Here is a 25,513-nt window from a genome sequence, read left to right as displayed (position 1 = left end):
TACAAGTACAGAACCGTGCTCGGAAGGTGCCTCGCCGGCCCAGTCCTGACCGGCGTCCGCCCCTTTCGGAAGGGGCCTGTCGATCACGCGGGCGGCGGCGCGCCGCGACGCGCGGCGGCGGGCTCCGGCCAAGTCGCCTACCGCCCGCGCATGGCCGGTCAGGACCTCGATCGCATCATCTCGGAGGACGCGCATGCTCGACGCGACGATCACGTGGACGGCCCACCTGCTCGACCATGCGGCAGCCCTTGCCAGGGACATCCCGAATCCCGGTCAGGGCGAGGCACCGCCGTTCGCAAAAAAGATCGAAAAGCTGCTCGGCTGGGCGGCCTGGGGCGGCCTGCTGGCCTGTGTCGCGGGTTTCGTCATCATCGGCGCCCGCATGGGGATCCAGCACAGGAAGGGCGAGGGGGGCAATCACATCGGGAGCATGTTCATCGTCGGATTCGGCTGCCTGCTCATCGTGAGCGCGGGAGTGATCGTCAAGAATCTCGCCAGTTGATGCCCGCGCCCCGACATCACCGCGCAGCGGGCGTCAGGGGCCGCGGGAGCCGGGTGCCCGCGCCAGGACGCGGGTCCGTCCTGTCCGCCGCGCTCCTCGCGCTGGGCGCCGTCCTGCTCGTGATCAGCCTTCTTCCCGCTCCCGTGCCCGAGGTCGTCCTGAGCGGGCAGCGCGAAGTGGAGGCTTTGGAACGGTCTCAACCGGTGGATCCAATCGCCGCCGGCCCGGCGCGGCTCGCGGTCGAGGCCCTCCCGGCCGCTCGGGCGCCGGGCCGGGTGGGGAGCGTCGGCCTCGCGGCACTGGCGGAACCCGTCGACTGGGGCAAGACGGAGGACATCGAGACCATCGACACCGACCCTGGCGGCAAGCTCCAGTTCGACCCCGCGACCGGTCGGATCAGGGTGTGCGACCACAACAACGACGGTCACCTCGCGCGCGGCTATGCCATCGTCGACGGGCAAGAGGTGGCCAGCGTGCGCGGGGCCGGAAAAGGCAAGTGCGACGAGATCGAGATTCCCGACTACAAGCGGACCACGGGTTCGAAGTACCAGTTCAAGGTCTGCCTTCGCCGGAGCGATTCGGACCCGGACGGCTACTGCAACACCAGTAACAGCGCCCAGTGGCCGAAGGAAGACAAGAAGAACGACTCCTGCTGGGACCTGAAGACCGATCAGGAGAAGATCGACTGCGTGGGGGGAGTGGATGAGTACTGCGATCAGTGGCAGCACAGCAGCGGGATGTTCCCGAAGCAGTGCAAAGAAGACCATTCTGAGAAGAAGACGACCGTACTCAAGCCTCCCACCGGAAGAAAGCCGGATATCCACGCCAGACCCGACGCGTCGCTGCCGCGCGGCCACGCGAAGGGAGTGGGCGGGGTCACCGAACCGGTGGAGCCCATGCTCCGCTGGTTGCTCTGGACCGCCCTGGCGGCCTGCGTCCTGGGCTTCATACTCGTCGGCGGCAATATGGGGCTCAAGCACAAGCGGGGCGAGTTCGGAGCGCATGCGGCCGGCCTGGGATGGGTGATGGTCGCATGCGTCATGGCGGGCTCAGGACTGGCCATCGCCTTCGTCAGCCTTCTGCTCGATCCCTTCTGAGAAGAAAGCCCATCGTGCGCGAGTTGATCGACTTCGTGGTTCCCGCTCCGTCCGTCCAGGTGGTCACTGATGGATGACCTCCTCAACGAGGCATGGGCGTGGCTCGTCAACAAACTGCTGGACTGGGCGCTGTCGAGTTTTCAGACGTTCCTCACCTGGTGGATGAGCGACAGCGCCTACAGCGTGAACCTGGGCGGGGAAAGAGGCGGAGTGCTCTACATGCTCCGCGAGTACACCAACTGGCTGACCGCCGCGATGGCGTTCGCCGGTTTCCTCGTCGCGGCCTTCCGGATCGCGATCCAACGCAAGGGCGAACCCTTCCGGCAGGCGATGACCCAGTTCTTCGAGCTGGCCGTCATCATCCTGACGCTTGCCACGCTGGTCAATCTGGCGAACATCGCCGGGGACAGGTTCTCCCACTGGATCATCGAGGGCATGGGGCCGAAGGACGACGCCTGGATAGAGAACTGGAAGAACGGCCTCGATCTACTCGGGGGCGACGAGGGCGACACGTCGTTCATTCTCGCCTTCTTCGCCCTCGCCGCGGCGCTCTCGTCGGCGATCCAGTTCGTGCTGATGCTCTTCCGGAGCGGCGCCCTGATCATCCTGGTCGGGATTCTCCCGACCCTCGCCGCGGCCAGGTTCAGCGCCTATGGAAACGCCGCCTACAGGCAGTGCGTCGGCCTGCTGGTCGCCTTCACCGCGGTCAAGCCGGTCATCGCGGTGATCGACGGCGGGGCCCTGAAGCTGATGGCGTCCGAGTACGAGGCCGACCGCCTTTTCGGCCTGGCCCTCGCCGCCGGCTCGGTGTTCGCTCTGCCGGCGACCATGCGCGCCGTGATGCCCGCGGCCACGGAAGGCCTCAGCTTCTTCGGCATCCGTCAGGTCGGCCACTTCACGTACGGCGGTACCGCGATGACCATGCGCAATCGGGCGTCCGGTCTCTTCACGGGTCTGATGGGGGGCGGCGGCAGTGGCAGCGCGTCGACTCCCGTGCGGAGCACCCGACCGGGTGGAGGTTGGGGTGGATGGGGCTGGGGTGGTAGAGGCGGCGGCACGGGCGGCGGCACGGGCGGCGGCACGGGCGGCGGCACGGGCGGCGGCACACCGACTCCCAGGCCGACCACCGGACCGGGCGGCGGACCGGGCGGTGGACCGACCGGCGGACCGGGCGGTGGACCAGGCGGTGGACCGGCCGGTGGACCGGGCGGCGGACCGACCGGCGGACCGACCGGTGGACCGAGCGGTGGTTCGGGCAGCGGTACGGACAGCGGTTCGGGCGACGGCCGAGGATCGCAGGGCCCCTCGGGGGCCGACCCTTCTTCCGGCGTTCCCGCGTATGAGGTTCCCGCGTACGAGGTTCCCGCGCCTGACTTCTCCTCTATCGGGGGCAGCGGCAGCGAGGTTCCCCCCTACCGGCCCCCCGAGCCCGGCTCCTCGTCAGGCGGAGGCACCGGGCGCACTCCTCCTTCCGGGGGCCGTGGCCCAGGCGGTAGTAGCGGAAACACGGGTGGTCCAAGTGGCAGTGCTTAGGCCGAGGAATGAGGCGGGGGCGGCGTGACGTCCGACTATCGTGAACCCACGTACGGGAACTGGCGGAAGCCGGTGTCCCCCGGAATCGGGCGGCTGGGGCTGGCCGGCACGCTGATCCTCATGGTCGGGCTGATCCTCATCACCCTGATCGCGACGGTGTCGCTGGCGGTGAGCCTGGCCGGCGCCGTGGTGCTGGGGCTGGTCATGCTGCCGCTGGTCATCCAGGACGCGCACGGGCGGACCGCCCTCCAGTCGCTCACGGCACGGCTGACCTGGTGGTCGGGGCGCGCCCAGGGGTGGCACCTCTACCGTTCGGGACCGTTGAGCGTGGTCTCGCACGGCTCGTGCCGGCTTCCGGGGCTGCTCGCCCAGTCCCGGCTGGTGGAGGGACGCGACTCCTACGGGCGCCCGTTCGCCCTGGTCGTGATCCCGTCGACGAAGCACTACACCGTGGTGTTCGAGTGCAATGCCGAGGGCGCGGCGCTGGTCGACCAGAGCCAGATCGACACGTGGGTCTCCCACTGGGGGCAGTGGATGGCCTCGCTGAGCTACGAACCGGGGCTGGTCGCCGCGAGCGTGACCATCGAGACGGCCCCCGACACCGGAACCCGCCTCCGGGAGGAGATCTACGCCAACACCGACCCGAACGCGCCCGAGCTGGCGCGGCAGGCTCTGGACGAGATCGTCTGGAACTACCCGGTGGGCAGCGCGCGGGTCTCCACCCGCATCGCGGTCACCTACGCGGCCCTGCCGCAGCTCGGAGGCAAGCGCCGTGACCAGGACGCCATGGTGCGGGAGATCGGGATGCGCATCCCCGGGCTGGTCTCCGGGTTGTCGATGACCGGCGCCGGGTCCGCTCGCGCGCTGACCGCGAAGGAACTCGCCCGCGCCGTGCGGATCGCCTACGACCCGGACGCGCAGACGGTCCTGGAGGCCGCCGAGGACCAGGAGACGAGCTGGGAGGACGCCGGGCCGGTCGCGGCTCAGGAGTCCTGGGACCACTACGTCCACGACAGCGGCTGCTCCATCACCTGGGGCATGTCGGAGGCGCCGCGAGGCGAGGTGCTGTCCAACGTGATGACCGGGCTGGTGGCCCCGCACCACGACATCGCCCGCAAGCGCGTCACCTTCCTCTACCGGCCGCACGATCCGGCCTCCGCGGCCCGGATCGTGGAACGGGACCGGCGGGACTCGCGCTTCCGCCTCGACGGCGCCGCCAGCGCCGCCCGGAACGAGATCGACGTCATCAAGAGCGACCAGTCGGCTCTGGAGGAGGCCAGGGGAGCGGGAGTGATCCGGTTCACCGTCCTCGTCACCGCCACCGTCCGCTCGGCCGAGGAGCTTCCGGTCGCGGCGGCGGCCGTCGACACGCTCACGGGCCCCGCGCGGCTGCGGTTGCGGCAGATGTACGGGTCGCAGGCGTCGGCGTTCGCGGCCGCCCTTCCCCTGGGCATCGTCCTTCCCGACCACCTTCAGGTGCCGGCGCTGGTGAGGGAATCCCTGTGAAGCGTTCTGCGAAATCGGTCCCCGGCGGGGCGGCCGGAGAGCCTGCCGCCGAACAGGACGGCGGGAAGGGGAAGAAGGACAAGAAGAAGGGCAGGCCCGAGCCCAAACCCGGATTCAGGGGGTTCAGCCGCCGGGGCGGGGGCCGGGCCTCCTACGTGGAGATGCCGTCGGAATGGCGCGGTACCACGGTCCAGGTGTGCGGGCTGTGGCCGTTCGGGGCCGGGTCGGGAACGCCGATGGTGGGGGTGCCGCTCGGCCGGGAGCTGACCACCGGCGCCGCGCTGTGCTGCGATCCGATCTCGTGGTTCCAGCGGGCGAGCCTGATCCACAACCCGTCGGCCCTGGTGCTGGGCAAGCCGGGGCTGGGCAAGTCGACGCTGATCCGCAGGATGGTGGTGGGGCTGGTCGGGCAGGGGGTGTTCCCCATGGTGCTCGGCGACCTGAAGCCCGACTACGTCGACCTGGTCCGGGCGATGGGCGGGCAGATCATCAAGCTCGGCCGCGGGCTGGGCTCGCTGAACGTGCTCGACCCCGGGGCGACGGCGGGCGCGGCGGCCAGGCTCCCCGAGGCGGCGCGGACCAAGCTGGTCGCCGACGCGCACGGCCGCCGGCTGAACATGGTCAGCGCGCTGCTCACGCTGCTGCGCGGCGGCCCGATCGCCGACACCGAGCGCACCGTGCTCAACGCGGCCCTGCGGGTGCTGGACGAGCGCCACCGCGGCGTGCCCGTCCTGCCCGACCTCATCAAGGTGATCGACGACGGGCCGGAACGCCTTCGCGCGGTGACCCTCGCGCGCGGGGACGAGGCGCGGTACCGCGCGGCCGTCGACCCGCTGCACGCCTCGCTGCTCGGGGTCCTGGACGGTCCGATGGGCGAGACGTTCGCGCACCAGACCACCACCGCGATCGAGCTGGACAATCCGGGCGGCGTCTGCATCGACATCAGCGGGATCGACGACGCCGACGCCGAGTTGCAGGCCGCCGTCCTGCTCGCGTGCTGGTCGGACGGGTTCGGCTCGATCGAGGCCGCGCACGCGCTGGCCGACGAGGGGCTCGAACCGCAGCGGCACTTCTTCGTCGTCCTCGACGAGTTGTGGCGCGTGCTGCGCTCCGGGCGCGGCCTGGTGGACCGGGTCGACGCCCTCACCCGCCTCAACCGGCAGCGCGGCACGGGGCAGGTGATGATCACGCACACCATGGCCGACCTGCTCTCGCTGAGCGACCACGCCGACCGCCTCAAGGCCAAGGGCTTCGCCGAACGCGCGGGCATGGTGATCTGCGGCGGGCTCCCGCAGGCGGAGATGGCGATGGTGAACGAAGTGGTCCGGATGTCCTCCATCGAGGAACGCATGATCGTCGACTGGTCGACGCCGCCGTCCTGGAACCCCGAGCTCAAGCGGGACAGCGAGCCCCCGGGACGCGGCAGGTTCCTGGTCAAGGTCGGCGGCCGCCCCGGCATCCCGTTCAAGGTGGAGCTCACCTCCGTCGAGCGCGGCGTCAACGACACCAACAAGCGCTGGACCAACTCGACCACGAGGCCCCCGGCCGAAGCCATCTGACCTGCGCGGTCGCCCCCCCGGCGCCCGTCTCGCGGCAAGAGCCGCGGGGCGGGCGCCGTCGTCTTTCCCGCCCGTTTCCCGCCCGCGGGCCGCCGGCGCTCCCGCCTCACCAGATCTTGAACAGATCGTATGGATCTATTGAATATATCCATTAGGTGTTTTAGGTTGATGCGTCACGGAGACGCGTCGACACCGCAGGTCATCGCACCGGTGGTGTCCGGGACCGGCTGAGCCGTCCGCCCGGGGACGCCCGCCCTGGCTCTGCACGAGAGAAGGACCACGCCATGTCCGAGTGGACGATCGACACCACCGTCGGCGAACTGCTGCGCCGCGAGCACGGCCGCGAGGACGGAGCCAAGATCACCGAAGGGTGGCCGGACCTCGACCTCGGCACCGCCTACCGGATCCAGGACGCCCTGCTCGGCCGCAAGACGAGCGGCGGGCAGACCGTCGTCGGCGTGAAGCTGGGCCTGACCTCGCGTGCCAAGCAGCGGCGGATGGGCGTCGACGTCCCGCTGACCGGCTGGCTCACCGACGCGATGACCCTGGCGCCCGGCGAGCCGGTGGCCGTGGGGGAGTTCATCCACCCGCGCGTCGAACCCGAGATCGTCTTCATCATGGGCGCGCGGCTGAGCGGCCCCGGCGTGACCGCCGAGCAGGCGATGAGCGCGGTCCGGAGCGTGCACGCCGGGTTCGAGGTCATCGACAGCCGCTACCGCGACTTCGACTTCGCCCTGCCGGACGTGGTGGCCGACAATGCCTCCGCCTGCCGGTTCGTCCTCTCCGGCCACGCCGTCCCACCCGAGGGCCTGGACCTGGCGGAGGAGGCCTGCCGGCTGAGCGTCGACGGCGACACCGTCGACACCGCGACGGGCGCGGCCGTCCTCGGGCACCCGGCCAACGCCCTCGCGCTCGCCGCCAACGGGCTGGCCGAGCGGGGGCTGGCCATCGAACCCGGCTGGATCATCCTCACCGGCGGACTCACCGACGCCGTTCCCCTGCACCCCGGCAGCACCGTCTCCGTGGCATTCGGCTCACTCGGAGCCCTGTCCCTCACCGGAACCCGCTAAGCCCCTCCGCGCCCAGCGCGCCTTCGCCCAGGAGTACCGACATGTCCTTCTTCCATCGCGGCCGCCCCAGGCGCCTCACACCGCTCATCGCAGGCGCGGCAACCGCCGTGCTGGGGCTGGCGGCCCTCACCGGCTGCGGCTCCGACACCGGCGGTGAGGTCTCCGCCTCCGGCGCGGCCAAGGTGAAGCTCGGCGTCATCCCCATCATCGACATCGCCCCGGTGAAGCTCGGGATCAGCAAGGGCGTGTTCGCCCGCCACAAGCTGACGGTCACCACGCAGGACGCCCAGGGCGGCGCCGCCATCGTCCCCGCCGTGGTCAGCGGCGACTTCCAGTTCGGCTACTCCAACCTCGTCAGCCTGCTCGTCGCCCGCGAGAAGGGCGTGCCGGTGACGATGGTCTCCGTCGGCGCCCGAGCCTCCGAGAACGCGATGAAGGACGGATCCGGGCAGCTGATGACCGCGAACCCCGGGATCGCCAAGGTGGGCGACCTGAAGGGCAAGAAGATCGCGATCAACACCCTGAAGGGCATCAACGAGGTCGCCGTCGCCTCGGTCCTGCAGAAGAACGGGCTGAAGACCAGCGACGTCACCCTGGTGGAGGTGCCCATCCCCAACATGCCCGCCGCCCTGAAGGCCGGCCAGGTGGACGCCGCAATGCTCAGCGAACCGTTCATCACGATCGCCCAGGGGCAGGGCGCCAAGCCACTGCCGGTCAGCTACGCCGCGATGGGCGCGAACCTGCCGTTCGCCGGCTGGTTCACCTCCAAGCAGTACGCGGCCAAGAACCCCGACGTCGTGAAGCGGTTCTCCGCCGCGCTGAAGGAGTCCCTGCAGTACGCCCAGGAGCACCCGGACGAGGCGCGGGCCGCGCTGAACGGCTATCTGAAGCTGGACCCGGGGCTCAGCGACAAGGTGACCCTTCCCGGCTGGAACCCGGAGGCCGGGCGAACCGAGATCGCCCCGCTCGCCCAGCTCACCGTCGACACCGGCCTGATCGGCAGCACCCGTCCGCTGGACGAGCTGTTCGCCCGGTGACAGGACGAGTGACATGACGAGGACATCATGATGATCAAGAGCCGGCGGCGCGGAGGCGTCGTGCCCGACTCGCTCCTCGGCCTGCTCGGAGTCGCCGCCTTCGCCGCGCTTCTCGAGGTGCTGCCGCGGACGGGCGTGGTCTCGCCGGACGAGCTGCCCCCGTTCAGCGCCATCGTCCGGGCGCTGGCCGACGAGGCCGGCAGCGCAGGGTTCTGGGGCTCACTGCTCGACACGCTCCGGGGCTGGGGATACGGGCTGGCCATCGCGGTCGCGGCCGGTCTGAGCCTGGGCCTGCTGATCGGCAGCGTCCGGGTCCTGCGCGAGGCGACCGCCTCGACCATCGAGTTCCTGCGCCCGATCCCCTCGGTGGCCCTCGTCCCGCTGGCCGTGCTGCTCTACGGCACGCGGCTCGGCTCCACGCTCCTGCTGGTGGTGTACGCCGCCGCCTGGCCCGTGCTGGTGCAGGCGATCCACGGAGTGCAGGACGTCGACCCCGTCGCCCGGGAGACCGCGGCCGCCTACCGCTTCTCCCGGTGGGGCCGGCTCCGGTACCTGATCTGGCCGACCGCGCTGCCGTACCTGCTGACGGGCGTGCGGCTCGCGGCCTCGGTGGCGCTGGTCCTGGCCGTCGCGGGCGAGCTCATCATCGGGTCCCCGGGGCTCGGCAGCGCGATCGGGCTGGCTCAGGCGAGCAACGCCGTCGCCGAGATGTACGCGCTGATCTTCGTCACCGGTGCGCTCGGGGTCTGCGTGAACCTCCTGACCCGTGCGCTGGAGCGGCGCGTCCTGGCCTGGCACGCGTCGATGCGGACGGAGGTGCCGGCATGAGGACCGTCCTCCGCGGCGCCGGACGGCTCGGCTACCTGCTGGGGTTGCCCGCTGTGCTGCTCGCCCTCTGGTGGGTGCTGACCGCTTCGAGCACCGACTTCTACTTCCCCCCGTTGCGGACCATCCTGAGCGCGTTCGGCGAGACGTGGTTCTCCAGCCGCATCGGGGACGACGTGCTCCCCAGCGTCGCCCGTCTGGCGGCCGGGTACCTCGGCGCGGTGGCGCTGGGCGTGACCGTCGGCGTCCTGCTGGGGTCCAGCCGCCGGATCAGGCTGCTGGCCGAGCCGGTGCTGGAGTTCTTCCGCGCGGTCCCGCCGCCCGTCCTGATCCCGGTGCTGATGCTGTTCGTCGGCATCGGCGACACCATGAAGATCACCGTCATCGTCATCGGGTCGATGTGGCCGGTGCTGCTCAACACCGCCGAGGGCGTCCGCGCGATCGACGAGGTGCTGGCCGACACCGCCCGCTCCTACGGGCTGACCGGCGCCGCCAGGCTGCGCCGCCTGGTGCTGCCGGCCGCCTCCCCGCAGATCGTCACCGGCATGCGGCAGGCGCTGTCGATCTCGATCATCCTCATGGTGATCAGTGAGATGTTCGCCAGTTCCAGCGGCCTCGGCTACACGATCGTCCAGTTCCAGCGCGGGTTCGAGATCCCCGAGATGTGGAGCGGGATCCTGCTGCTCGGCCTGCTGGGGTTCCTGCTGTCGCTGCTCTTCGGGCGGTTCGAGGCCCGCGCGCTGCGCTGGTACCGGGGGTGGCGCCAAGCCCAGAAAGGAAAGTCATGACCGGCACGGATATCGCGTCCCCCACCGCGGTGGGCACCGGGAGCGGCTCGGTCCTGCTCGACGTGCGGGGGCTGAGGAAGACCTACCAGGCGGCCGACCGCACCGTCGAGGCGATCCGCGACCTCACGTTCGGGATCCCGGCGGGCGAGCTGGCCTGCATCGTGGGGCCGTCGGGCGCCGGCAAGACCACCCTGCTGAAGTGCGTCGCCGGCCTCCTGGCTCCGAGCGGCGGAGAGGTGGTGCTGGAGAACCGTCCGGTGCTGCGGCCGCCGGAGAACATGGCGGTGGTCTTCCAGGAGTACGGACGGAGCCTGTTCCCCTGGCTGTCCGTCGCGCAGAACATCGAGCTGCCGCTGAAGCAGAAGAAGGTGCCCAAGCGGCGGCGCGGCGAGCTGGTGGCCGAGGCGCTGGAATCGGTCGGCCTGGCGGACGCGGCGGGCGCCTACCCCTGGCAGCTCTCCGGCGGGATGCAGCAGCGGGTGGCGATCGCCCGCGCCATCGCCTACGAGCCGGCCGTGTTGATCATGGACGAGCCGTTCGCCGCGGTGGACGCCCAGACCCGCGCGGAGCTGGAGGACCTCACCCGCGAACTCTGGCGGCGGCTCGGCATGACGGTGCTGTTCGTCACCCATGACATCGAGGAGGCGGTGTACCTGGGCCAGCGCGTCCTGGTGCTCTCCGCGGCCCCCACGGTGATCATGGACGACACCCCGATCGACCTGCCCGCGGAACGCGAGCAGCTGGCGACGCGCTCCGATCCGCGCTTCGCGGAGTTGCGCGCGCACGTCTACTCGCAGGTGCAGCAGGCCAAGACCTACCACCGGCGCGACCGCGCCCGCCCCGCCGCCGATCCCGGGGAGGGCCGCGATGGATGACGGCACCCGCGACGTCTTCGCCGGCACGCTGGCGGAGCTGACCTGGCACGAGGTCGACGCGGCCGCACGGTCGGGCGCGGTGCTGCTCTGGGCGTTCGGCGTGATCGAGCAGCACGGTCCGCACCTGCCGACCGGGACGGACGTCTACCTGCCGGTGGCCCGGCTGCGAGCCGTGCGGACGCTGCTGGCCGAGCGCGGCGTCCAGGCGCTGATCGTGCCGCCCTACTACTGGGGCGTCAACGTGGTCTCGGGCGCGTTCCCCGCGTCCTACGACGTGCGGCCCGAGCTGATGCGAGAGATCATGGTCGACCTGCTCGCCGGGATGGCGCGCGACGGCTTCAGGCACGTGTTCTGCTTCTCCGGGCACGGCGACGCGCTGCACAACCGCACCGTCCACGAAGGTGTCAGAGCGGCCTGCGAACGCACGGACGCGGACGCGAGTTTCGTGACCGAGCCGGCGCTGGCCCGGCGCATCGGCCTCGAAGCGGACGACCCCTACCTGACTCTGTACGGGCCGGACGAGCCCCCGCCGGACGGTCCGGTCGACGTCCACGCCGGGAGCTGGGAGACGTCCCTCATGATGCACACCCACCCGCGGCTGGTGCGCGAGGAGGTCCGCGCGCGGCTGGAACCCAGCGGTGTGGGCCCCGGCGAACTGGCCATCTGGCGCCAGGGCTACGAGCACGCACGCCGCGTCACCCCGGACGGCTACCTCGGCGACCCGGCCGCGGCCGACGCCGCCGAAGGACTCCGCATCCAGACCGCCGCCGCCGAGCAGGCCGCCGCCGCGATCGTGCTTCGCCTGCGGGACGACACGCGTCGCCTGCGGCAGAACGCCTCGGCCCACCCCCAGACAGAACGGAGGAACCATGGCTGAAATCAGCGTCGCCATGGCCGCGAGCCACGCTCCCGGCCTCACCGGCTGGTTCGACAAGGCCCCCGAGGCCGACCGGAAGACCGTGCTCGCGGCCTACGCCGAGATCCACGCCGCCGTCGTGGAGTCCCGCACCGACGTGCTCCTGGTCATCGCCAACGACCACATCGCCAACGGCCTGGTCAGCGACTACGCCGACTTCACCTTCGGCCTGGCCGAACGGCACTCCGGCCCCGACGAGTGGTTCAAACCCTGGCTGCGCGTCGCGGACTACGAGCTTCCCGGACGCCCGGACGTGGCCGAAGTCCTGTACGAGAGCGTGAAGGACCGTGCGCCGCGCGTTCGCGCCGTCCGCGAGAACCTTCGCTACGACGACAACCTCTCGGTCCCGGTCACCATGGCGGACCTCGTCTCGACCGGTGTGGCGGTCGTCCCCGTGCTCCAGAACTGCACGGTGCCGCCCGTCCCGGACGAGCGTGTCTGCTACGCGCTCGGCGAGACGCTCGGCGAGGCCATCCGCACCCGGCTGCCGGCGGGGCTGCGGGTCGGGCTGCTCGGCTCGGGCGGCCTGTCCCACGAGCCGGGCGGGCCCCGCTACATGGAGATCGACGAGAAGTTCGACCGCTGGTGGATGGACCTGCTGGTCGAGGGCGATCACGAGAAGGTCCTCACCGACGCGACGTTCGAGCGGATGGAAGAGGCCGGCTCCGGCGGTACCGCGGAGCTGCTGTCCTGGATGGTCGTCATGGGCGCCATCGGCCCGCGCCCGTGCAAGGCGCTGGGCTACGCGGCCGTCGACCAGTGGCGCTGCGGCTTCGGCGCGGTCCGCTGGGACCTTTCATGACCCCGCCGCCTACACGAATGGACGACCCGGAAATGGCACTCGAATACTTCGACCCGCTGCTGCGGACCAACGATCTCGTGCAGGACCTGAAATGGGACCGCGAGCTGCGGGCCCGGTTCGAGTCGTCCGAGAAGGAGGTGCTGGACGCCTATCCGCTCACCGGCGAGGAGCGCACGGCGATCCTGGACCGGGACTTCCGCAAGCTGTTCGAACTCGGCCTGCATCCCTACCTGCTCTCCCAGCTCGCACGGCTGATCTACGGCACGGGCGAGACGGCGGGCACCTCCGGCGCCGCCACCGCGCTGCTCAAGTCCCTGCTGGGAGACCGGTACGACTCCTACATGGCCGAGCGTGGTGAGTAGGGCCGTGCCCCACGCAGACCCGACCGGTCGCGGGCCCCGTCCCCGGACGCCGGTCATCGACGTTCACACGCACGCGATGCCGATGCCGTTCCTGCGGCACCTGGAGCGCAAGGGGCTGGCCGACCTGTCCCGCGGCGCGGAGCGCGTGCTGAACCTCGACCCGGCGATCTGCGGGCTCGCGCCCGGATCGCCCATCCCGCTCGCCCCCGAACAGCACGACATGGAACGCCGCCTGGCCTCCCTCACCGCGATGGGAGTGGATCACCAGGTCGTCGCCGCACCTCCGTTCCTGTTCGCCTCCGAGTCCGACGACGACCGGCTCACGCTGGAGGTCACGCGCCTGGCCAACGACGCGCTCGCCGAGTTCGTCGCCGGCTCGGGCGGCCGCCTGTCCGGCCTGGCGACCGTGCCGGTGGGGCATCCGGGCGCGGCGGACGAGCTGGCCCGCTGCCTGGACGAGCTCGGCATGGTGGGCGCCACCCTGGGCACCTTCGGCGGCGGACGGGAGCTCGACGACCCGGTCAACGAGGAACTGTGGCAGGCCCTCGCCGCACGGCGCTGCTTCACGCTGCTGCACCCGAGCCGCGTCTCCTCCCGCGACCGGCTGGCCGACTACCACCTGGTCCAGCTGCTCGGCTACCCGATGGAGACCGCGCTGGCGACGTCCCGGCTCGTCTTCGGCGGTGTGCTGGACCGGCACGACCTGGTCCTCTGCCTCGCGCACGGCGGCGGGTGCGTCCCCGCCGTCAGCGGCCGCCTCGATCTGGGCTGGCGGCGCAAGCCGGTCGCGCGGGTGACGAGCCGCACGCCGAGCGACTACCTGCGCCGGCTCCTGTACGACACCGCGGTGTTCGACACCGGCGCCCTCGGCCGGCTGGTCGAGGACATGACGGCCGCCCACGTCCTCCTGGGCACCGACACCCCGTTCGACCTGGTCGACCACGACCCCTTGCGGACGGTGCGCGCGTTGGGCGTGGACGCCGGGCAGGAGACCGCCATCCTGGGAGGCAACGCCGCGCGTCTGCTCGGATTGCGCGTCGCCCGGCCGGACCCGGACGAACGGGTCGAAGAACCCTCCGCTCCCCCCATCCCCGTCGAAGGACACCCCACATGAGCACCGACAAGGCGGCGACCGATCTGCCCCGGCCTTCCCTGGCGGAGACCGTCGCCAGGAGGATCGAGGCGCGCATCGCCGAGGACGCCCTGGCCCTCGGCCACCGCCTCGGCACCCGGGACAGCCTGCGCCGCGAGTTCGACGTGGCGGCCGCGACGCTCAACGAGGCGGTCCGCCTGCTGACCTCGCGCGGCACGATCTCCGTCCGTCCCGGCGTCAAGGGCGGGATCTTCGTCGCGTCCCCGCCGCCGCTGGTGCGCCTGGGCCGCAAGATGCTCGAACTCAGCGGAGACTCGGTCTCGGTCTCCGACTGCCTGGTCATGCGCGACGCGCTGGAACCGTTGCTCGTGCGGGAGGCCATGCGGCATCGCACCGAAGCCGACATCGCGGATCTGCGCCGGCTGGCCGAGGCGATGGCCGTGGCCGTGGAGAGCGACGCCCAGGACGGTGTCGGTTACCTCGCCGCCAACTGGGCCCTCCACCGCCGGATCGCCGAGATAACCCCGAACAAGGTCCTGCAGCACACCTATATCTCCCTGCTGGAGTTCGTGGAGAACAGGCTGCGCGGCGTCACGTCCAACGAGCCGTCCACGCGATACGTGGACGGGCCGGCCGTCCACAAGGAACTGGTGGAGGCCATCGCGGGCGACGTCCCCGACCGCCTGGACGCGGCCGTCGCGGCGCACGCCGCGCTGACCGCCACCCGCGGAGGCGGCACATGAACACCCGGCAGACGGCCCTGCTCGTCATCGACATGCAGAACGACTACTGCCATCCCGACGGTGTGTTCGCGCGGGCCGGGCTTCGCGTCACCGGACTGGACGACCTCGTCGGGCACGTCAACACCCTCACCGCCGCCGCCCGCTCCGCGGGCCGGCCCGTCATCTGGGTGCGGATGGAGTGGGCGCAGGACGCCGAGGTGGGGCTGCTGGCCGAGCGGAGCCCGTTCCTGCGCGCGAGCGGACTGAGGCGCGGGACGTGGGGCGGCGAACTGCTCGCCGGTCTCGACCGCGCGCTGGGCGACCACGAGATCACCAAGCCGCGCTTCGACGCGTTCCACCGCACCGAGCTGGACGGACTGGTGCGCGACCTCGACGTCGGCACGCTCGTGGTGGCCGGTGTGCGCACCGACTTCTGCGTCGAATCGACCGTCCGCGCCGCCTTCTTCCGCGACCTGCGCGCGATCGTGGCGCGGGAGGCGGTCGCCGGATACATCGAGGATCTGCACCTGGGCAGCCTGCGCCTCATGGGCACCGTCTTCGCCGAGGTCGTCCCCGTGGCCGACGCGGCCGACGCACTGGCCCGTACGCCGGGAGAGCGCTGATGCCCCTGATCGAGGTGACCCTGGTCGCCGGCCGGCCGGCCGGGCAACTGCGCACACTGATCACCCGCCTGACGGAGGCCGCCGAGGAGGCCACCGGGGCACCCCGACGCAACATCCGCGTCATCCTCCGCGAGGTGCCCGCCACCCACTGGGCCGCCGGAGACGTGACCATCGAAGAACGCAACGAGGAACAGCCATGAACCTGATCCCCCATGTCATCGACGGCCGGGAGACCGAGTCCCGCCAGAGCAGCCGATTCTCCACCGTCGACCCCTACACCCGGCGGCCCTGGGCGGAGGTGGCGCTCGGCGGCCGGGAGGAGGCCGGTCTCGCCGTCACGGCCGCGCGCCGCGCGTTCGACGAAGGCCCCTGGCCGCGCATGGGGTACGCGGAACGGGGCGCGATCCTGCACAGGCTGGCCGACCTGGTCGAGGCCAACATCGACGAGCTCTCCCTGGCCGACACCACCGACATGGGCAAGCCCGTCTCCGACACCCGCGGCAAGGACGTTCCGCGGTCGGCCTACAACTTCCGGTTCTTCGCCGACCACGCGCGGCTGTCGGCCGCCGAGGCACTGCCGATGGACAGCGGCCACCACGCCTACACCCGCTTCGAACCGGCCGGTGTCGTCGCCGCCATCGCGCCGTGGAACTTCCCCCTCATGCTGGAGACCTGGAAGATCGCCCCGGCGCTGGCGTGGGGCAACACGGTGGTGCTGAAGCCGGCCGAGCAGACCCCCGCCTCCGCGTCCCTGCTGGCGAGGCTGGCACTGGAGGCCGGGATGCCGCCCGGCGTGCTGAACGTCGTCCACGGCTACGGACCCGGCTCCGTCGGCGAGGCGCTCACCAGGGACCCGCGCGTCGACCGCATCACCTTCACCGGTGAGTCCGCCACCGGCCGCGCCATCGCCGGGGCCGCGGCGGCGAACCTCACACCGGTCAGCTTCGAGCTCGGGGGCAAGGGCGCCAACCTCGTGTTCGCCGACGCCGACCTGGACCTCGCCGCCTCCTGGTCCATCAAGGCCATCTTCAGCAACGCCGGACAGGTCTGCCTGGCCGGCAGCCGCCTGTTCGTCCAGCGCGAGGTCTACCAGGAGTTCCTGGACCGCTTCATCGCCGCGGCCGAGGCCCTCGTGCCCGGCGACCCCAAGGACCCCGCGACCCAGCTCGGCCCCCTGGCCTCCGAGGAGCACTACGCGAAGGTGAAGGCGTACCTCGACGGGGTGCCCGGCGAGGGCGGCAAGATCGCCACCGGCGGCGTGGGCGCCGAAGGGCTGTTCGTCCGGCCGACCGTGGTCCTCGACGCGCCGCCGACCGCGCGCGTGCGCCGGGAGGAGATCTTCGGTCCGGTCGCCGTGGTCACGCCCTTCGACACCGAGAACGAGGCCGTGGCGGCGGCCAACGACACCCCGTACGGCCTGAACGCGATGGTGTTCACGGAGAACCTCTCCCGAGCGCACCGGGTGTCGGCCGCCCTGAAGGCCGGCACGGTGTGGACGAACTGCTTCTTCATCCGCGACCTGCGCGCCCCGTTCGGCGGGGTCGGGGACTCCGGCCTCGGCCGCGAGGGCGGCACCTACAGCCGCGAGTTCTTCACCGAGCCCAAGGCCGTGGTCATGGCGATCGACACGAATCGATGACCCGGTCGGAAGCCCCGGACGAGTCCGGCGGAACAAGGGTGAGCCGCGGTCAGAGGTTCACGCGGTAGACGGTCGGCGGCCGGCCGGTGCGCCCCTGCTGCTGGCTGCCGGTCGGCGTGGCGATCCCGGCTCGTTCCAGGCGCTTGAGCACGCGCCGCGCGGTGCGCTGCTGCACGTCCAGGTGCCCGGCGACATCGTGCGCGGTCAGGCCGTCCGGGCGGTCGGTGACCAGTTCGCGCAGCCGGGCGAGCGTCTGCGCGTTGAGGCCGACGCGGCGGGCCAGCAGCGGCAGGCTCTCGGCGCCGCGCTCGGCGGGGGGCTCGTCGCCGTCGGCGGGCTCGATCACGATGTCGACGTCGTCGGCCATCGCGACCACGCCCACCGAGGCGCCGATCGCCTCTGCCCGGCCGAGGGCCCGCTTGGCCAGGGACTCCGCCTCCGCCGCCGTGCGGCCGATGCCGAAGCCGACGTGCACGGTCGGGTGCCGGGCGGCGAGCCGGTCGAGCAGCGGCAGCCGGGTGAACTGCTCGGTGGCCTGCTCCAGGAGGCCGCGGGTGGTCACCATCAGGTGGCGCCCGCCGGGCAGCGGCGCCAGGCTGCCGCCCAGTGTCACCACGTCCGCCGCCAGGGTGTCGTCGGGGCCGGGAAGCTCGATCAGGCCCAGCGCGACCTGGGCGTCGCCGACCTGCTGCCCGACCGCGGTCAGGGTGAGGGCCTGGATGGTGGAGCGGATCGAGAAGCGCGACGGGGCCAGCCGCACGGTGTGCATCAGGGGTTCGAGCACGTTGTAGGCGGAGCCCAGGCAGGTGATGGCCACCCGGGTGTCGTGCCGGTCGCGCGCGGTGCGGTGGAACGCGACGATGTCCTCGGACGTGAGGCCGGCCTTGTAGGGCAGCACCTGGACCTGGTCGGTCGGCAGCTTGGCCTCGGTGAGGGTCTCCATCACCTCGGCGCGGCGGAGCGTGTCGACCGAGAGGCGCGTCACGTCGTGGCCCAGGCGCAGGAGCTCCACCAGTGCCCGCAGCAGTGTCGCGCCGTCGTAGGACACGTACATCGAGGGCCGCGTCACCACGCCCGCGGCCGTGGCCGTGGTGTACGGGACCACGCCGGTGAACAGGAACGCGTCGACCTCTTCCAGGGCCGACGCGACGACCTCCACGGCCTCGCCCTCGTGCCGGTAGGCGAGGCCGGTCATGATGGCGCCGCCCATCTCGGTGCCCACCGCGATGGCGCGGTGGACCAGGTCTTCGGGACCCACGACCCCGATGGTGATGGGCACTCTCTGCTCCTCTATTTAGGTCCAGCCCTCAACCGGCTAGGTTAGTGCACTACTCGCAGGGTTCGTTACCTTCCCTGCTCGTCCTCTTGACGGATTTCTTCAGGTGACATAACTTTCGGCCCAGACCGTAAAAGGGTACGGCGCGACGACGAGGAGAGGCATGGGCGCGGACGGCGGACGGTTCCCCGATGTGCTGGGTCCGGGCGGCCGGACGATCGGAGCCGAGGAGCGCCGGGCGGTCCTGCGCGTCCTCGACAGCGCCGTGCTGTGCAGCACGTTCGGCACCGAGACGCGCGCCCTCGAGGCCGAGATGGCCGCGCTGTACGGCCGCCGCGCGGCGGTCGCGTCGAGTTCGGGCACGGCGGCGCTGCATCTCGCCGTCGCGGCGGCACGCCTCGACCCCGGGGACGAGGTCATCACCACCCCCATCTCCGACTTCGGAACCGTCGCGCCGATCCTCGCGCAGAACGGGGTGCCCGTCTTCGCCGACGTCGATCCGGCGACCGGCAACCTGGACCCCGCCGCGGTCGAGGCGGCCGTCACCCCGCGCACCCGGGCGATCATCGCGGTGCACCTGTTCGGCGCGCCCGCCGACCTCGCGGGGCTCCGCGCGGTCGCCGACCGGCACGGCCTGATCCTCGTCGAGGACTGCGCCCAGGCCTGGCTCGGCACCACTCCCGGGGGCGACCTGCTCGGCACGGTCGGCGACATCGCGTGCTTCAGCCTCCAGCAGTACAAGCACATCACCGCAGGTGACGGCGGTCTGTGCTGCACCGACGACGACGAGTTGGCCCGCCGCATGCGGCTGTTCATGGACAAGGGCTGGGACCGGACGATCGGGCGGCTGCACCTGTCGCTCGGCCTCAACTACCGCATGACCGAGCTCGTGGCCGCGGTGGCCCGCGCCCAGCTCGCCAAGGCAGCCGGGGTCGTCGCCCGCCGTGCCGAACGCGCCGGGCAGCTCCTCTCCTCGCTCCAGGACCTGACCGGAATCGGCCTCCCCGATCCCGCCGGGCACGCCTGGTGGCTGTTCCCGTTCACGGTGCCGGACCACCCGGGCAACCGCGTCTGGGCGGAGGCGCTCGTCGCGGAGGGCGTTCCGGCGGTCGCCGGGTATCTGGAGCGCCCCCTGTACGCCAACCCCGCGCTCGCCGACGAGCCCGTCTACGGTTCTTCGCGCTTTCCGCTGGAGGGCCGGTCGTATCCGGCCGGGCTCTGCCCGAACGCGGAGCGGCTCATCGACCGGACGCTGGTCGTCCTGCACTGGAACGAGGGCTACACGGCCGAGCACGTGGAGGTCATCGCCCACGCGGTGCGCCGCGTGCACGACCGGCTGGCGTGAGGGCCGGGTCCGCCGGGCCTCACGGGCACGACCGACGCATTCCGGCGGCACCGCGTCCGGACGTCCGGCCACCGGGAGACGGGCCGCGAGGCGTTCACCGCGCTCCTCGCCGCCCGTTCCCGCACCGGGTCCGGCTGATCAGTGCGCCGCGGCGGCGTGCAGGTCCTCCAGGCAGGCGATCACCCGGTCGCGCTCCGAAGACGGCAGCGCGGGGCCGTACGGGTCGTGCGCCGCGGCCTCGGGGATGAGCCCTTCCCAGACCGCCGCCCACAGCATGCGCTGCACGTATCCCTCGATCGGCGCGTAGAACGTCGCCGCCGCGAACCGGTCGAGGCGGTCCGAGGCCTCGACGAACGCCGTGTGGTCGCGTCCGGTCCAGGCCCGCAGCACGTCTGCGCTCAGCGCGGCCTGCGCCGCGGCGATGCCGACGAGCGCGGTGTCGGCGCCCCACATGAACGAGGGGCCGAACATGCGGTCCTCGCCGGTGATGGAGAGCCTGCCGGTGCCGCGGCCCGCCCAGATCGCGTCCTGGCAACCGATGGCGCTGTCGAGCGTCGCGGTCTTGACGCCGAGCATCGCGGGGAGCGCCAGCAGGTCGCGGATCAGCTCGGGCGGGTACGGGTAGCCGCCCGCCTCGTCGTGCAGGAGGAACCCGACGAGCGGCAGCCCGCTCTCGGAGGCCACCCGCTGGTGCAGCCGTACGGCCTGGCCGTGCCCGTCGGGCTCCTCGCGGAGCGCGGCCAGCGGGTAGACCATCACGGCGTCCGCCCCCAGCTCCGCCGCCCGCACCGCCATCGCCACCGTCGCGTCCGAGGCCGCGGCCAGTGTCGGGGCGGAGACCGACCGCGGCACGCCGACGCCCGCCACGATGGGCGCCGCGGTGGCCAGCCGCCAGGTGGTCAGCACCCGGGCGCGGTCGTCGGCGGACAGGTGCAGACCGCGCCCGGTGTGGGCCCACACGGCCACGCCGCCGATCGGTTCGGCGGCGATCCGCGCGGCGTAGGCCGCGAGGGCGTCGTGGTCCACGACGCCCTGCCGGTCCATCGGGGTCACCACGGCGGGCAGGAGCGTGCCGCGCAACCGGTCGACCAGGTCGTGCATCGTCGGGTCTCCGTTCCGGATCACAGGTCGTGGCCGAGGCCGGGGGCGGTCGGGACGTCCACCCATCCGTCGACGGCGGTGAACACCGAGGGTGCCAGCGGTTCCTCCCGCACCAGCAGCGGCCCCACCAGGTCCGCGGGCACGGTGGCGCCCGGCAGCGCGGCGGCCAGGTGCAGCGCGGCCAGCGTCGCCACGCCCAGCTCCGGCATGGAGCCGATCTTGACCGCCAGCCCCGCCGCCTCCGCGATGGCCGCGATCCGCAGGGCGGGGTGCAGCCCGCCCACCTTGAGGATCTTGATGTTGAGCACGTCGGCCGCGCCGCGCCGCACGATCTCCAGCGCGTCCTGCGGCGACTGCATGCTCTCGTCCACCATCACCGGGACGTCCAGGCGCTCGCGGAGCCGGGCCAGTCCCGCAAGGTCCCAGTGCGGCAGCGGCTGCTCCAGCAGGGAGAGCCCGGCGTCGGCCATCCTGGCCAGCACGGGCAGCGCCGAAAGGTCGTAGCCCTCGTTGGCGTCCAGGCACAGTTCGGCCCCGGGGGGCAGCACGGCCCGGACGGCGCGCACGAGGTCGAGGTCGCGCTCGGGGTCGTGGCCGCCCTTGATCTTGATGTGCCGGAACCCGCGCCCGGCGTGGTCCGCGGCCTCCGCCGCCATCTCGTCCGGCGTGCCGAGCCCGACCACCCAGGCGATCGGGACGCGGTCGCGCACCCGGCCGCCGAGCAGCGCGGTGACCGGCCATCCGGCGAGCCGCCCGGCCAGGTCGTGCAGGGCGATGTCGAGGGCGGCCTTGGCGACGTGCTGCCCGCGCAGCGCGACGTCCATCGCGACGTGCGCGCCGGCCCGGTCGAGCGGGTCGCGGCCGATCAGGGCGGGGGTCAGATGCTCCTCGACGGCCGCGGCGACGCCCGCCAGCGTCTCGCCCGTGTAGGCGGTCATCGGCGAGGTCTCGCCCACGCCGATCGCCCCGTCCGCCGTCTCCACCTCCGCCACCAGGCTGATCAGCTCCGTGCTGACCCCGCTGCTGATCCGGAACGGGCGGCGGTAGGGGGCCCGGACGACGCGCGTGCGGATCGCGGCGATCGGGCCTCCGGTCGCGGGCGGGCGCTCGCCGGGGCGGGGGAGGGCGACGCTCAAGGCTGACTCCTCTGCTGGGGTCGCAATGAGAGGGCAAATGATTTACGGTCTAGACCGTAAGTAGCGTGCTTGGCTGATGTCAATGCCACCGACGACTGGAGGGCGGCCCCATGCGCCTCGGCCTGTATCTGAACCTGTACGGCGACGCGGCGGACCGCCCGTCCCTGGACGACGCCGTCGAGCAGGCACGGCTCGCCGAACAGGCCGGCTTCGCGTGGGTCGTGCTGGGCGAACGCCACCTGCACCGGCCCGGCTACCACGAGATCCTCACCTCGCTGACCTGGATCGCGGCGCACACCGAACGCATCGGGCTGGCCACCGCCGGGATCGTCGCGCCGTTCTACAACCCGGTCGCGCTGGCCCAGACGCTCGCGCACATCGACGTGCTGTCGGGCGGCCGGCTGACGGCCGGGTTCGTGCTCGGCTACCGGCCCGAGGAGTTCGCCCTCTTCGGGGTGCCCCAGCGGGAGCGGGTCGCCCGGTTCGAGGAGTGCCTGGAGCTCCTCACCCGGCTGTGGACGGCGGACGAGGTGACGTTCGAGGGGAGGTTCACGCAGGTCGAAGAGGCGTTCCTGGCCCCGCGCCCCGTCCAGGCGCCGCGCCCGCGGCTCTGGAACGGCGGCCGGGTTCCGGCCGTGCTGGAACGGACGGCGCGCATGTGCGACGGCTGGACCACCTCGTTCAACGAGGTCGACGCCGACCTCCCCGGGAAGATCGAGGAGTACCGCGCGTACGAGCGGGGCCCCGGCACGCTGGGCGCCGAGGTCATCGTCTGCCGAGAGGGCTACTGCGCGCCGACGTCGCAGGGGGCGCGCGAGGCGCTGGAGGCGCCGCTGCGCGACCTGTACGACGCGTACACGGGCTGGAAGCGCACATCCTCGGACGCGGGCCGCTACGCGCAGGGCTGGGAGGAGATCGCCGCCCGGAGCGTGATCGGCTCGCCCGGCCAGTGCGAGGAAAGGCTGGCGCACTACGCGGCGATGGGCGCCGACGGGGTCGTGCTGCGCGTCCAGCCGCCCGGGATGCCGCAGGCGGACGCACTCCGCACCATCGAGGCTTTCGGTCACGTCATTTCCGGCTGAGCCCGAAACTCGTGCCTGACCTTGGCCGCCGCGGACACGATGTCGGCGAGCGCGTCCTCGTCCGCCATGAGGAGGTTCTGCCGGATCCAGACGACCGAGTCCTCGGCGGTCTCGGCCACCGGGCAGGACGCCTCGCCCACGTACGGGCGGAGGGCGGCCTCGCGGGACAGGGAGCGGTAGCCGGCGTCCAGCGGGACCCCCTCGGCCGCCATCGCCGCGACGAAGTCGGCCTTGGACCGCCCGCCGAACTCCGCCGGCACGTAGCGCACGACGCCGAGGTGCCTGCCGTGCCGCGTCGTTCCCTCCGGTCCCGGCAGCAGGCTCAGCCCGCCGACCGCCGCCAGTTCCCCGGCCAGGTACGCGGCGGCGCGTTCGCGGGCGGCCACCTGGCCGTCGAGCAGCGAGAGCTGGGGAGTGAGCACGGCCGCCTGGAACTCGGTCATGCGCAGGTTCCAGCCGATCTCGGGATGCTCGTACCAGCCGCCGCCGAGCCGCCGCCCGACGTTGTGCAGCGACCAGAGCCGCTCGTAGACCTCCCGGGAGCCGGTCACGACGATGCCGCCCTCCCCGGCGGTCATCGCCTTGCTCGACTGGAAGCTGAAGCAGGCCACGGCGCCGAGCGATCCGGCCGGACGCCCGTGCCGCGCGGCGCCGTGCGCCTGCGCGGCGTCCTCCACGAGCGGGATCCCGAACGCCTGGAGGCTCTCGGTGCCGGCGGGAGCACCGGCCAGGTGCACGGGCATGATCGCTCTGGTGCGCGGTGTGATCGCGCGTTCCACCGCCGCCGGATCCAGGTGCAGCGTGTCCGGGGTGACATCGGCGAGCACGGGCCGGGCGCCCGCGAGCACCACCGAGGTCGCGCTGGCCACGAACGTGTAGGCGGGCACGATCACCTCGTCGCCCGGGCCGACGCCGAGGGCGCGCAGTGCGAGGAAGAGCCCGACCGTGCCGTTCACCACGCAGACGCCGTGCTCGGCGCCCACGGAGGCGGCGAACGCCGTCGCGAACTCGGCGACCCTGGTCCCGGCCGTCGCGCCCCACGCACCGCCGTCCAGCACCTCCAGCAGCAGCGCGCGCTGCTCGGGAGTGGCGGGCGGCGGCCAGGCGGGCCAGCCGGAGGTGTGGACGGGGGTGCCGCCGTCGAGGGCCAGCCTCATCGTGCTCCTTCCAGAAGCCGGGTCATCGTGCCGAAGAGGAGCAGGTCGCGGTCGGCCGGGTCGAGCGGTGCCAGCACCACGCGGCCGAGGCCGACGCGCAGGTCGAGGAAGAGCGCGTCCGAGCCGAACACCATGCGGTCCGCGCCGACGGCCGACACCAGCCGTGCCAGATGCCGGGCGGTCATCCGCGAGCCGCAGATCTCCAGCACCACGTTGGGCCGGCGTTCCGCGACGTCCGCCGCGGCGGCGAAGCCGGAAGGCCACAGCCCGGCGTGCCCCATCAGCAGCGGGACGGCCGGATGGCGTCCGGCGACGGTCGCGAAGCGCGCCGGGTCGGACCAGGGCGAGCCGTACTCGCCGTGGGACAGCACGATCGCGCCGGACGCGGCGGCGAGGGCGAACGCGGGCTCGTAGCCGGGGTCGTCGAGCCGGTGCTCGTGCGTGTCCGGGTGCAGCTTCACACCGATCACACCGGGCTCGCCGAGGAGGTCGCGCAGCCGGCCGGGGGCCTCCGGGTCGTGCGGATCGTACACGGCGTAACCGAGGAACCGGCCGGGCCACCGGGCCAGTTCCGCAAGCAGGAGGGCGTTGCCCGCGCGGGCGTCCGGGCCGACGCCCAGCAGGTGCGAGACGCACATCGTGGCCACGCCGCAGCGGTCCATCACCGCGACCAGGCTCTCGGTCGAGGTGTCGGCGATGGCGAAGTTGAACCAGCCGCCGAGGTGGCCGTGGGCGTCGATGACCTTGCCGCGCCAGGCGTGCGGGCCGCTCATCGGCCGTCCTGATCGAGCTTGAGCAGGGCACGCGCGTTGCCGCCGGCGATCAGCGCGATGTCGGTGTCGGGGAGGTCGAGATGGTCCAGCTGGAAGCGCGGCCCGGCGTCGTCGCCGACCGGCGCGCCCGTGCCGAACCACACGCGGTGCGCGCCGTGACGGCGGGCCAGCCACTCGACGCTCTGGTGACCGTTCAGCGTCGCGGTGTCGACGCCGATCCGAGGGTGGGCGTCCATCAGGTCGGCCAGCTCGCGCAGGCTCCGGTACCCGGTGTCGGTGAGGATGAGGCGCAGCCGGGGGTGCCGCGTCGCGAGCCGGTGGATCTCGTCGAACGTCGCCGACCGCCAGCCCAGCAGCACCGCCGTGCCCTGGTCGGCCAGGTCACCGGCCAGCGCCGACCCGTGCGGACCGGTGAGCGCGAATCGGTGCTCGGCCGGGCAGAGCCGCACCAGCCGCGCCGCGGTGCCACCGGTGCCGAGCGGTCCCGGCACCAGGACGGGCACCCGCACGAGCCGGTCGGACACCGTCCGCGGCGGGCGGGCGGTCGGGTCGTAGAAGAGCGCGTGGGAATGCACGACGCAGGCCAGGTCGATGCGGTGCCGGTCGAGTTCGGCGACCAGGCCCCGCTCGTCCGCGCTCGCCACGTCGTCACCGGGGATCGGGCCGAGCACCCGGTCGATGTCGATGATCACGG

Annotated in this window: 26 protein-coding genes; 20 read left to right on the top strand and 6 right to left on the bottom strand. The window is 72.2% G+C overall.

The annotated features are described in order from the left end of the window. Positions 1-193 precede the first annotated feature (193 nt). The 18 genes from AB0H37_RS19910 to AB0H37_RS19825 all read left to right on the top strand — a co-directional run bounded on the left by AB0H37_RS19910 (position 194) and on the right by AB0H37_RS19825 (position 16,949). Positions 194-502 (top strand): hypothetical protein, encoded by a 309-nt coding sequence (locus tag AB0H37_RS19910; RefSeq protein WP_179837952.1) that lies wholly within the window; start codon positions 194-196, stop codon positions 500-502. Positions 503-555: 53 nt separating this feature from the next. Next, complete coding sequence (locus AB0H37_RS19905) at positions 556-1,599, top strand: hypothetical protein (RefSeq protein WP_360614248.1); 1,044 nt, start codon at positions 556-558, stop codon at positions 1,597-1,599. Between the two features lie 69 nt (positions 1,600-1,668). Continuing rightward, positions 1,669-3,132, top strand: a complete 1,464-nt coding sequence (locus tag AB0H37_RS19900) for a hypothetical protein (RefSeq protein ID WP_360614246.1) — start codon at positions 1,669-1,671, stop codon at positions 3,130-3,132. Between the two features lie 24 nt (positions 3,133-3,156). Beyond that, complete coding sequence (locus tag AB0H37_RS19895; RefSeq protein WP_360614244.1) at positions 3,157-4,638, top strand: SCO6880 family protein; 1,482 nt, start codon at positions 3,157-3,159, stop codon at positions 4,636-4,638. Then, complete coding sequence (locus AB0H37_RS19890; protein WP_329098067.1) at positions 4,635-6,197, top strand: ATP/GTP-binding protein; 1,563 nt, start codon at positions 4,635-4,637, stop codon at positions 6,195-6,197. The genes AB0H37_RS19895 and AB0H37_RS19890 overlap by 4 nt, the downstream gene beginning before the upstream one ends. Before the next feature lie 284 nt (positions 6,198-6,481). Beyond that, positions 6,482-7,267, top strand: a complete 786-nt coding sequence (locus AB0H37_RS19885; RefSeq protein ID WP_329098068.1) for a fumarylacetoacetate hydrolase family protein — start codon at positions 6,482-6,484, stop codon at positions 7,265-7,267. A gap of 41 nt (positions 7,268-7,308) precedes the next feature. Then, positions 7,309-8,304: an ABC transporter substrate-binding protein gene (locus AB0H37_RS19880; protein WP_360614242.1), complete on the top strand. Its 996-nt coding sequence runs from the start codon at positions 7,309-7,311 to the stop codon at positions 8,302-8,304. A gap of 27 nt (positions 8,305-8,331) precedes the next feature. Next, positions 8,332-9,132, top strand: coding sequence for an ABC transporter permease (locus tag AB0H37_RS19875; RefSeq protein ID WP_218935434.1), 801 nt, complete (start codon positions 8,332-8,334; stop codon positions 9,130-9,132). After that, on the top strand, positions 9,129-9,917 hold the full coding sequence (locus AB0H37_RS19870) for an ABC transporter permease (RefSeq protein WP_360614239.1): 789 nt from the start codon (positions 9,129-9,131) through the stop codon (positions 9,915-9,917). The genes AB0H37_RS19875 and AB0H37_RS19870 overlap by 4 nt, the downstream gene beginning before the upstream one ends. A gap of 53 nt (positions 9,918-9,970) precedes the next feature. Next, on the top strand, positions 9,971-10,792 hold the full coding sequence (locus AB0H37_RS19865; RefSeq protein ID WP_229810081.1) for an ABC transporter ATP-binding protein: 822 nt from the start codon (positions 9,971-9,973) through the stop codon (positions 10,790-10,792). Beyond that, positions 10,785-11,669, top strand: coding sequence for a creatininase family protein (locus AB0H37_RS19860; protein WP_360614237.1), 885 nt, complete (start codon positions 10,785-10,787; stop codon positions 11,667-11,669). The genes AB0H37_RS19865 and AB0H37_RS19860 overlap by 8 nt, the downstream gene beginning before the upstream one ends. After that, positions 11,662-12,510, top strand: a complete 849-nt coding sequence (locus AB0H37_RS19855; RefSeq protein ID WP_179837942.1) for a hypothetical protein — start codon at positions 11,662-11,664, stop codon at positions 12,508-12,510. Before AB0H37_RS19860 ends, AB0H37_RS19855 begins: the two co-directional genes overlap by 8 nt. A gap of 32 nt (positions 12,511-12,542) precedes the next feature. Beyond that, a complete protein-coding gene (locus tag AB0H37_RS19850) occupies positions 12,543-12,872 on the top strand; it encodes an extradiol ring-cleavage dioxygenase (RefSeq protein ID WP_179837941.1) in 330 nt (109 codons plus the stop codon). Beyond that, positions 12,862-13,986 carry an amidohydrolase family protein gene (locus tag AB0H37_RS19845; protein ID WP_360614235.1) on the top strand — a complete coding sequence of 375 codons (1,125 nt, stop codon included), beginning with the start codon at positions 12,862-12,864 and terminating at the stop codon, positions 13,984-13,986. Before AB0H37_RS19850 ends, AB0H37_RS19845 begins: the two co-directional genes overlap by 11 nt. After that, a complete protein-coding gene (locus AB0H37_RS19840) occupies positions 13,983-14,708 on the top strand; it encodes an FCD domain-containing protein (RefSeq protein WP_360614233.1) in 726 nt (241 codons plus the stop codon). Before AB0H37_RS19845 ends, AB0H37_RS19840 begins: the two co-directional genes overlap by 4 nt. After that, positions 14,705-15,310 carry an isochorismatase family cysteine hydrolase gene (locus tag AB0H37_RS19835; RefSeq protein WP_360614231.1) on the top strand — a complete coding sequence of 202 codons (606 nt, stop codon included), beginning with the start codon at positions 14,705-14,707 and terminating at the stop codon, positions 15,308-15,310. The genes AB0H37_RS19840 and AB0H37_RS19835 overlap by 4 nt, the downstream gene beginning before the upstream one ends. Continuing rightward, positions 15,310-15,510, top strand: a complete 201-nt coding sequence (locus AB0H37_RS19830) for a tautomerase family protein (RefSeq protein ID WP_179837937.1) — start codon at positions 15,310-15,312, stop codon at positions 15,508-15,510. The genes AB0H37_RS19835 and AB0H37_RS19830 overlap by 1 nt, the downstream gene beginning before the upstream one ends. Then, positions 15,507-16,949, top strand: a complete 1,443-nt coding sequence (locus AB0H37_RS19825; protein WP_179837936.1) for an aldehyde dehydrogenase — start codon at positions 15,507-15,509, stop codon at positions 16,947-16,949. Before AB0H37_RS19830 ends, AB0H37_RS19825 begins: the two co-directional genes overlap by 4 nt. A gap of 49 nt (positions 16,950-16,998) precedes the next feature. On the opposite strand, the gene AB0H37_RS19820 is transcribed toward AB0H37_RS19825, so the two are convergent. Beyond that, the gene (locus AB0H37_RS19820) at positions 16,999-18,228 is read right to left on the bottom strand and encodes a hypothetical protein (RefSeq protein ID WP_360614228.1); all 1,230 of its coding nucleotides are present in this window, start codon (positions 18,226-18,228) and stop codon (positions 16,999-17,001) included. 160 nt (positions 18,229-18,388) lie between these two features. On the opposite strand from AB0H37_RS19820, the gene AB0H37_RS19815 reads away from it, so the two are divergent. Continuing rightward, positions 18,389-19,570, top strand: coding sequence for a DegT/DnrJ/EryC1/StrS family aminotransferase (locus AB0H37_RS19815; RefSeq protein ID WP_360614227.1), 1,182 nt, complete (start codon positions 18,389-18,391; stop codon positions 19,568-19,570). 138 nt (positions 19,571-19,708) lie between these two features. On the opposite strand, the gene AB0H37_RS19810 is transcribed toward AB0H37_RS19815, so the two are convergent. After that, the gene (locus tag AB0H37_RS19810) at positions 19,709-20,671 is read right to left on the bottom strand and encodes a dihydrodipicolinate synthase family protein (protein WP_329098091.1); all 963 of its coding nucleotides are present in this window, start codon (positions 20,669-20,671) and stop codon (positions 19,709-19,711) included. 20 nt (positions 20,672-20,691) lie between these two features. Continuing rightward, a complete protein-coding gene (locus tag AB0H37_RS19805) occupies positions 20,692-21,807 on the bottom strand; it encodes a dipeptide epimerase (protein WP_329098093.1) in 1,116 nt (371 codons plus the stop codon). Between the two features lie 110 nt (positions 21,808-21,917). On the opposite strand from AB0H37_RS19805, the gene AB0H37_RS19800 reads away from it, so the two are divergent. Beyond that, positions 21,918-22,889: an LLM class flavin-dependent oxidoreductase gene (locus AB0H37_RS19800; protein ID WP_360614224.1), complete on the top strand. Its 972-nt coding sequence runs from the start codon at positions 21,918-21,920 to the stop codon at positions 22,887-22,889. On the opposite strand, the gene AB0H37_RS19795 is transcribed toward AB0H37_RS19800, so the two are convergent. The 3 genes from AB0H37_RS19795 to AB0H37_RS19785 are packed head-to-tail and all read right to left on the bottom strand — an operon-like array spanning position 22,871 to position 25,511. Beyond that, positions 22,871-24,046, bottom strand: coding sequence for a DegT/DnrJ/EryC1/StrS family aminotransferase (locus AB0H37_RS19795; RefSeq protein ID WP_329098096.1), 1,176 nt, complete (start codon positions 24,044-24,046; stop codon positions 22,871-22,873). The genes AB0H37_RS19800 and AB0H37_RS19795 overlap by 19 nt on opposite strands. Then, entirely contained in the window at positions 24,043-24,819 is a 777-nt protein-coding gene (locus tag AB0H37_RS19790; protein ID WP_360614222.1) for an amidohydrolase family protein, read from the bottom strand. Before AB0H37_RS19790 ends, AB0H37_RS19795 begins: the two co-directional genes overlap by 4 nt. After that, a complete protein-coding gene (locus tag AB0H37_RS19785; RefSeq protein WP_360614220.1) occupies positions 24,816-25,511 on the bottom strand; it encodes an amidohydrolase family protein in 696 nt (231 codons plus the stop codon). Before AB0H37_RS19785 ends, AB0H37_RS19790 begins: the two co-directional genes overlap by 4 nt. Between the last annotated feature and the right edge of the window lie 2 nt (positions 25,512-25,513).

It is taken from the genome of Actinomadura sp. NPDC023710, from assembly GCF_040639875.1.
Taxonomy (GTDB): Bacteria; Actinomycetota; Actinomycetes; order Streptosporangiales; family Streptosporangiaceae; genus Spirillospora; species Spirillospora citrea.
The sequence above is the reverse complement of the archived record's forward strand: the minus strand, read 5'-3'. Positions and strand labels throughout refer to the sequence as shown.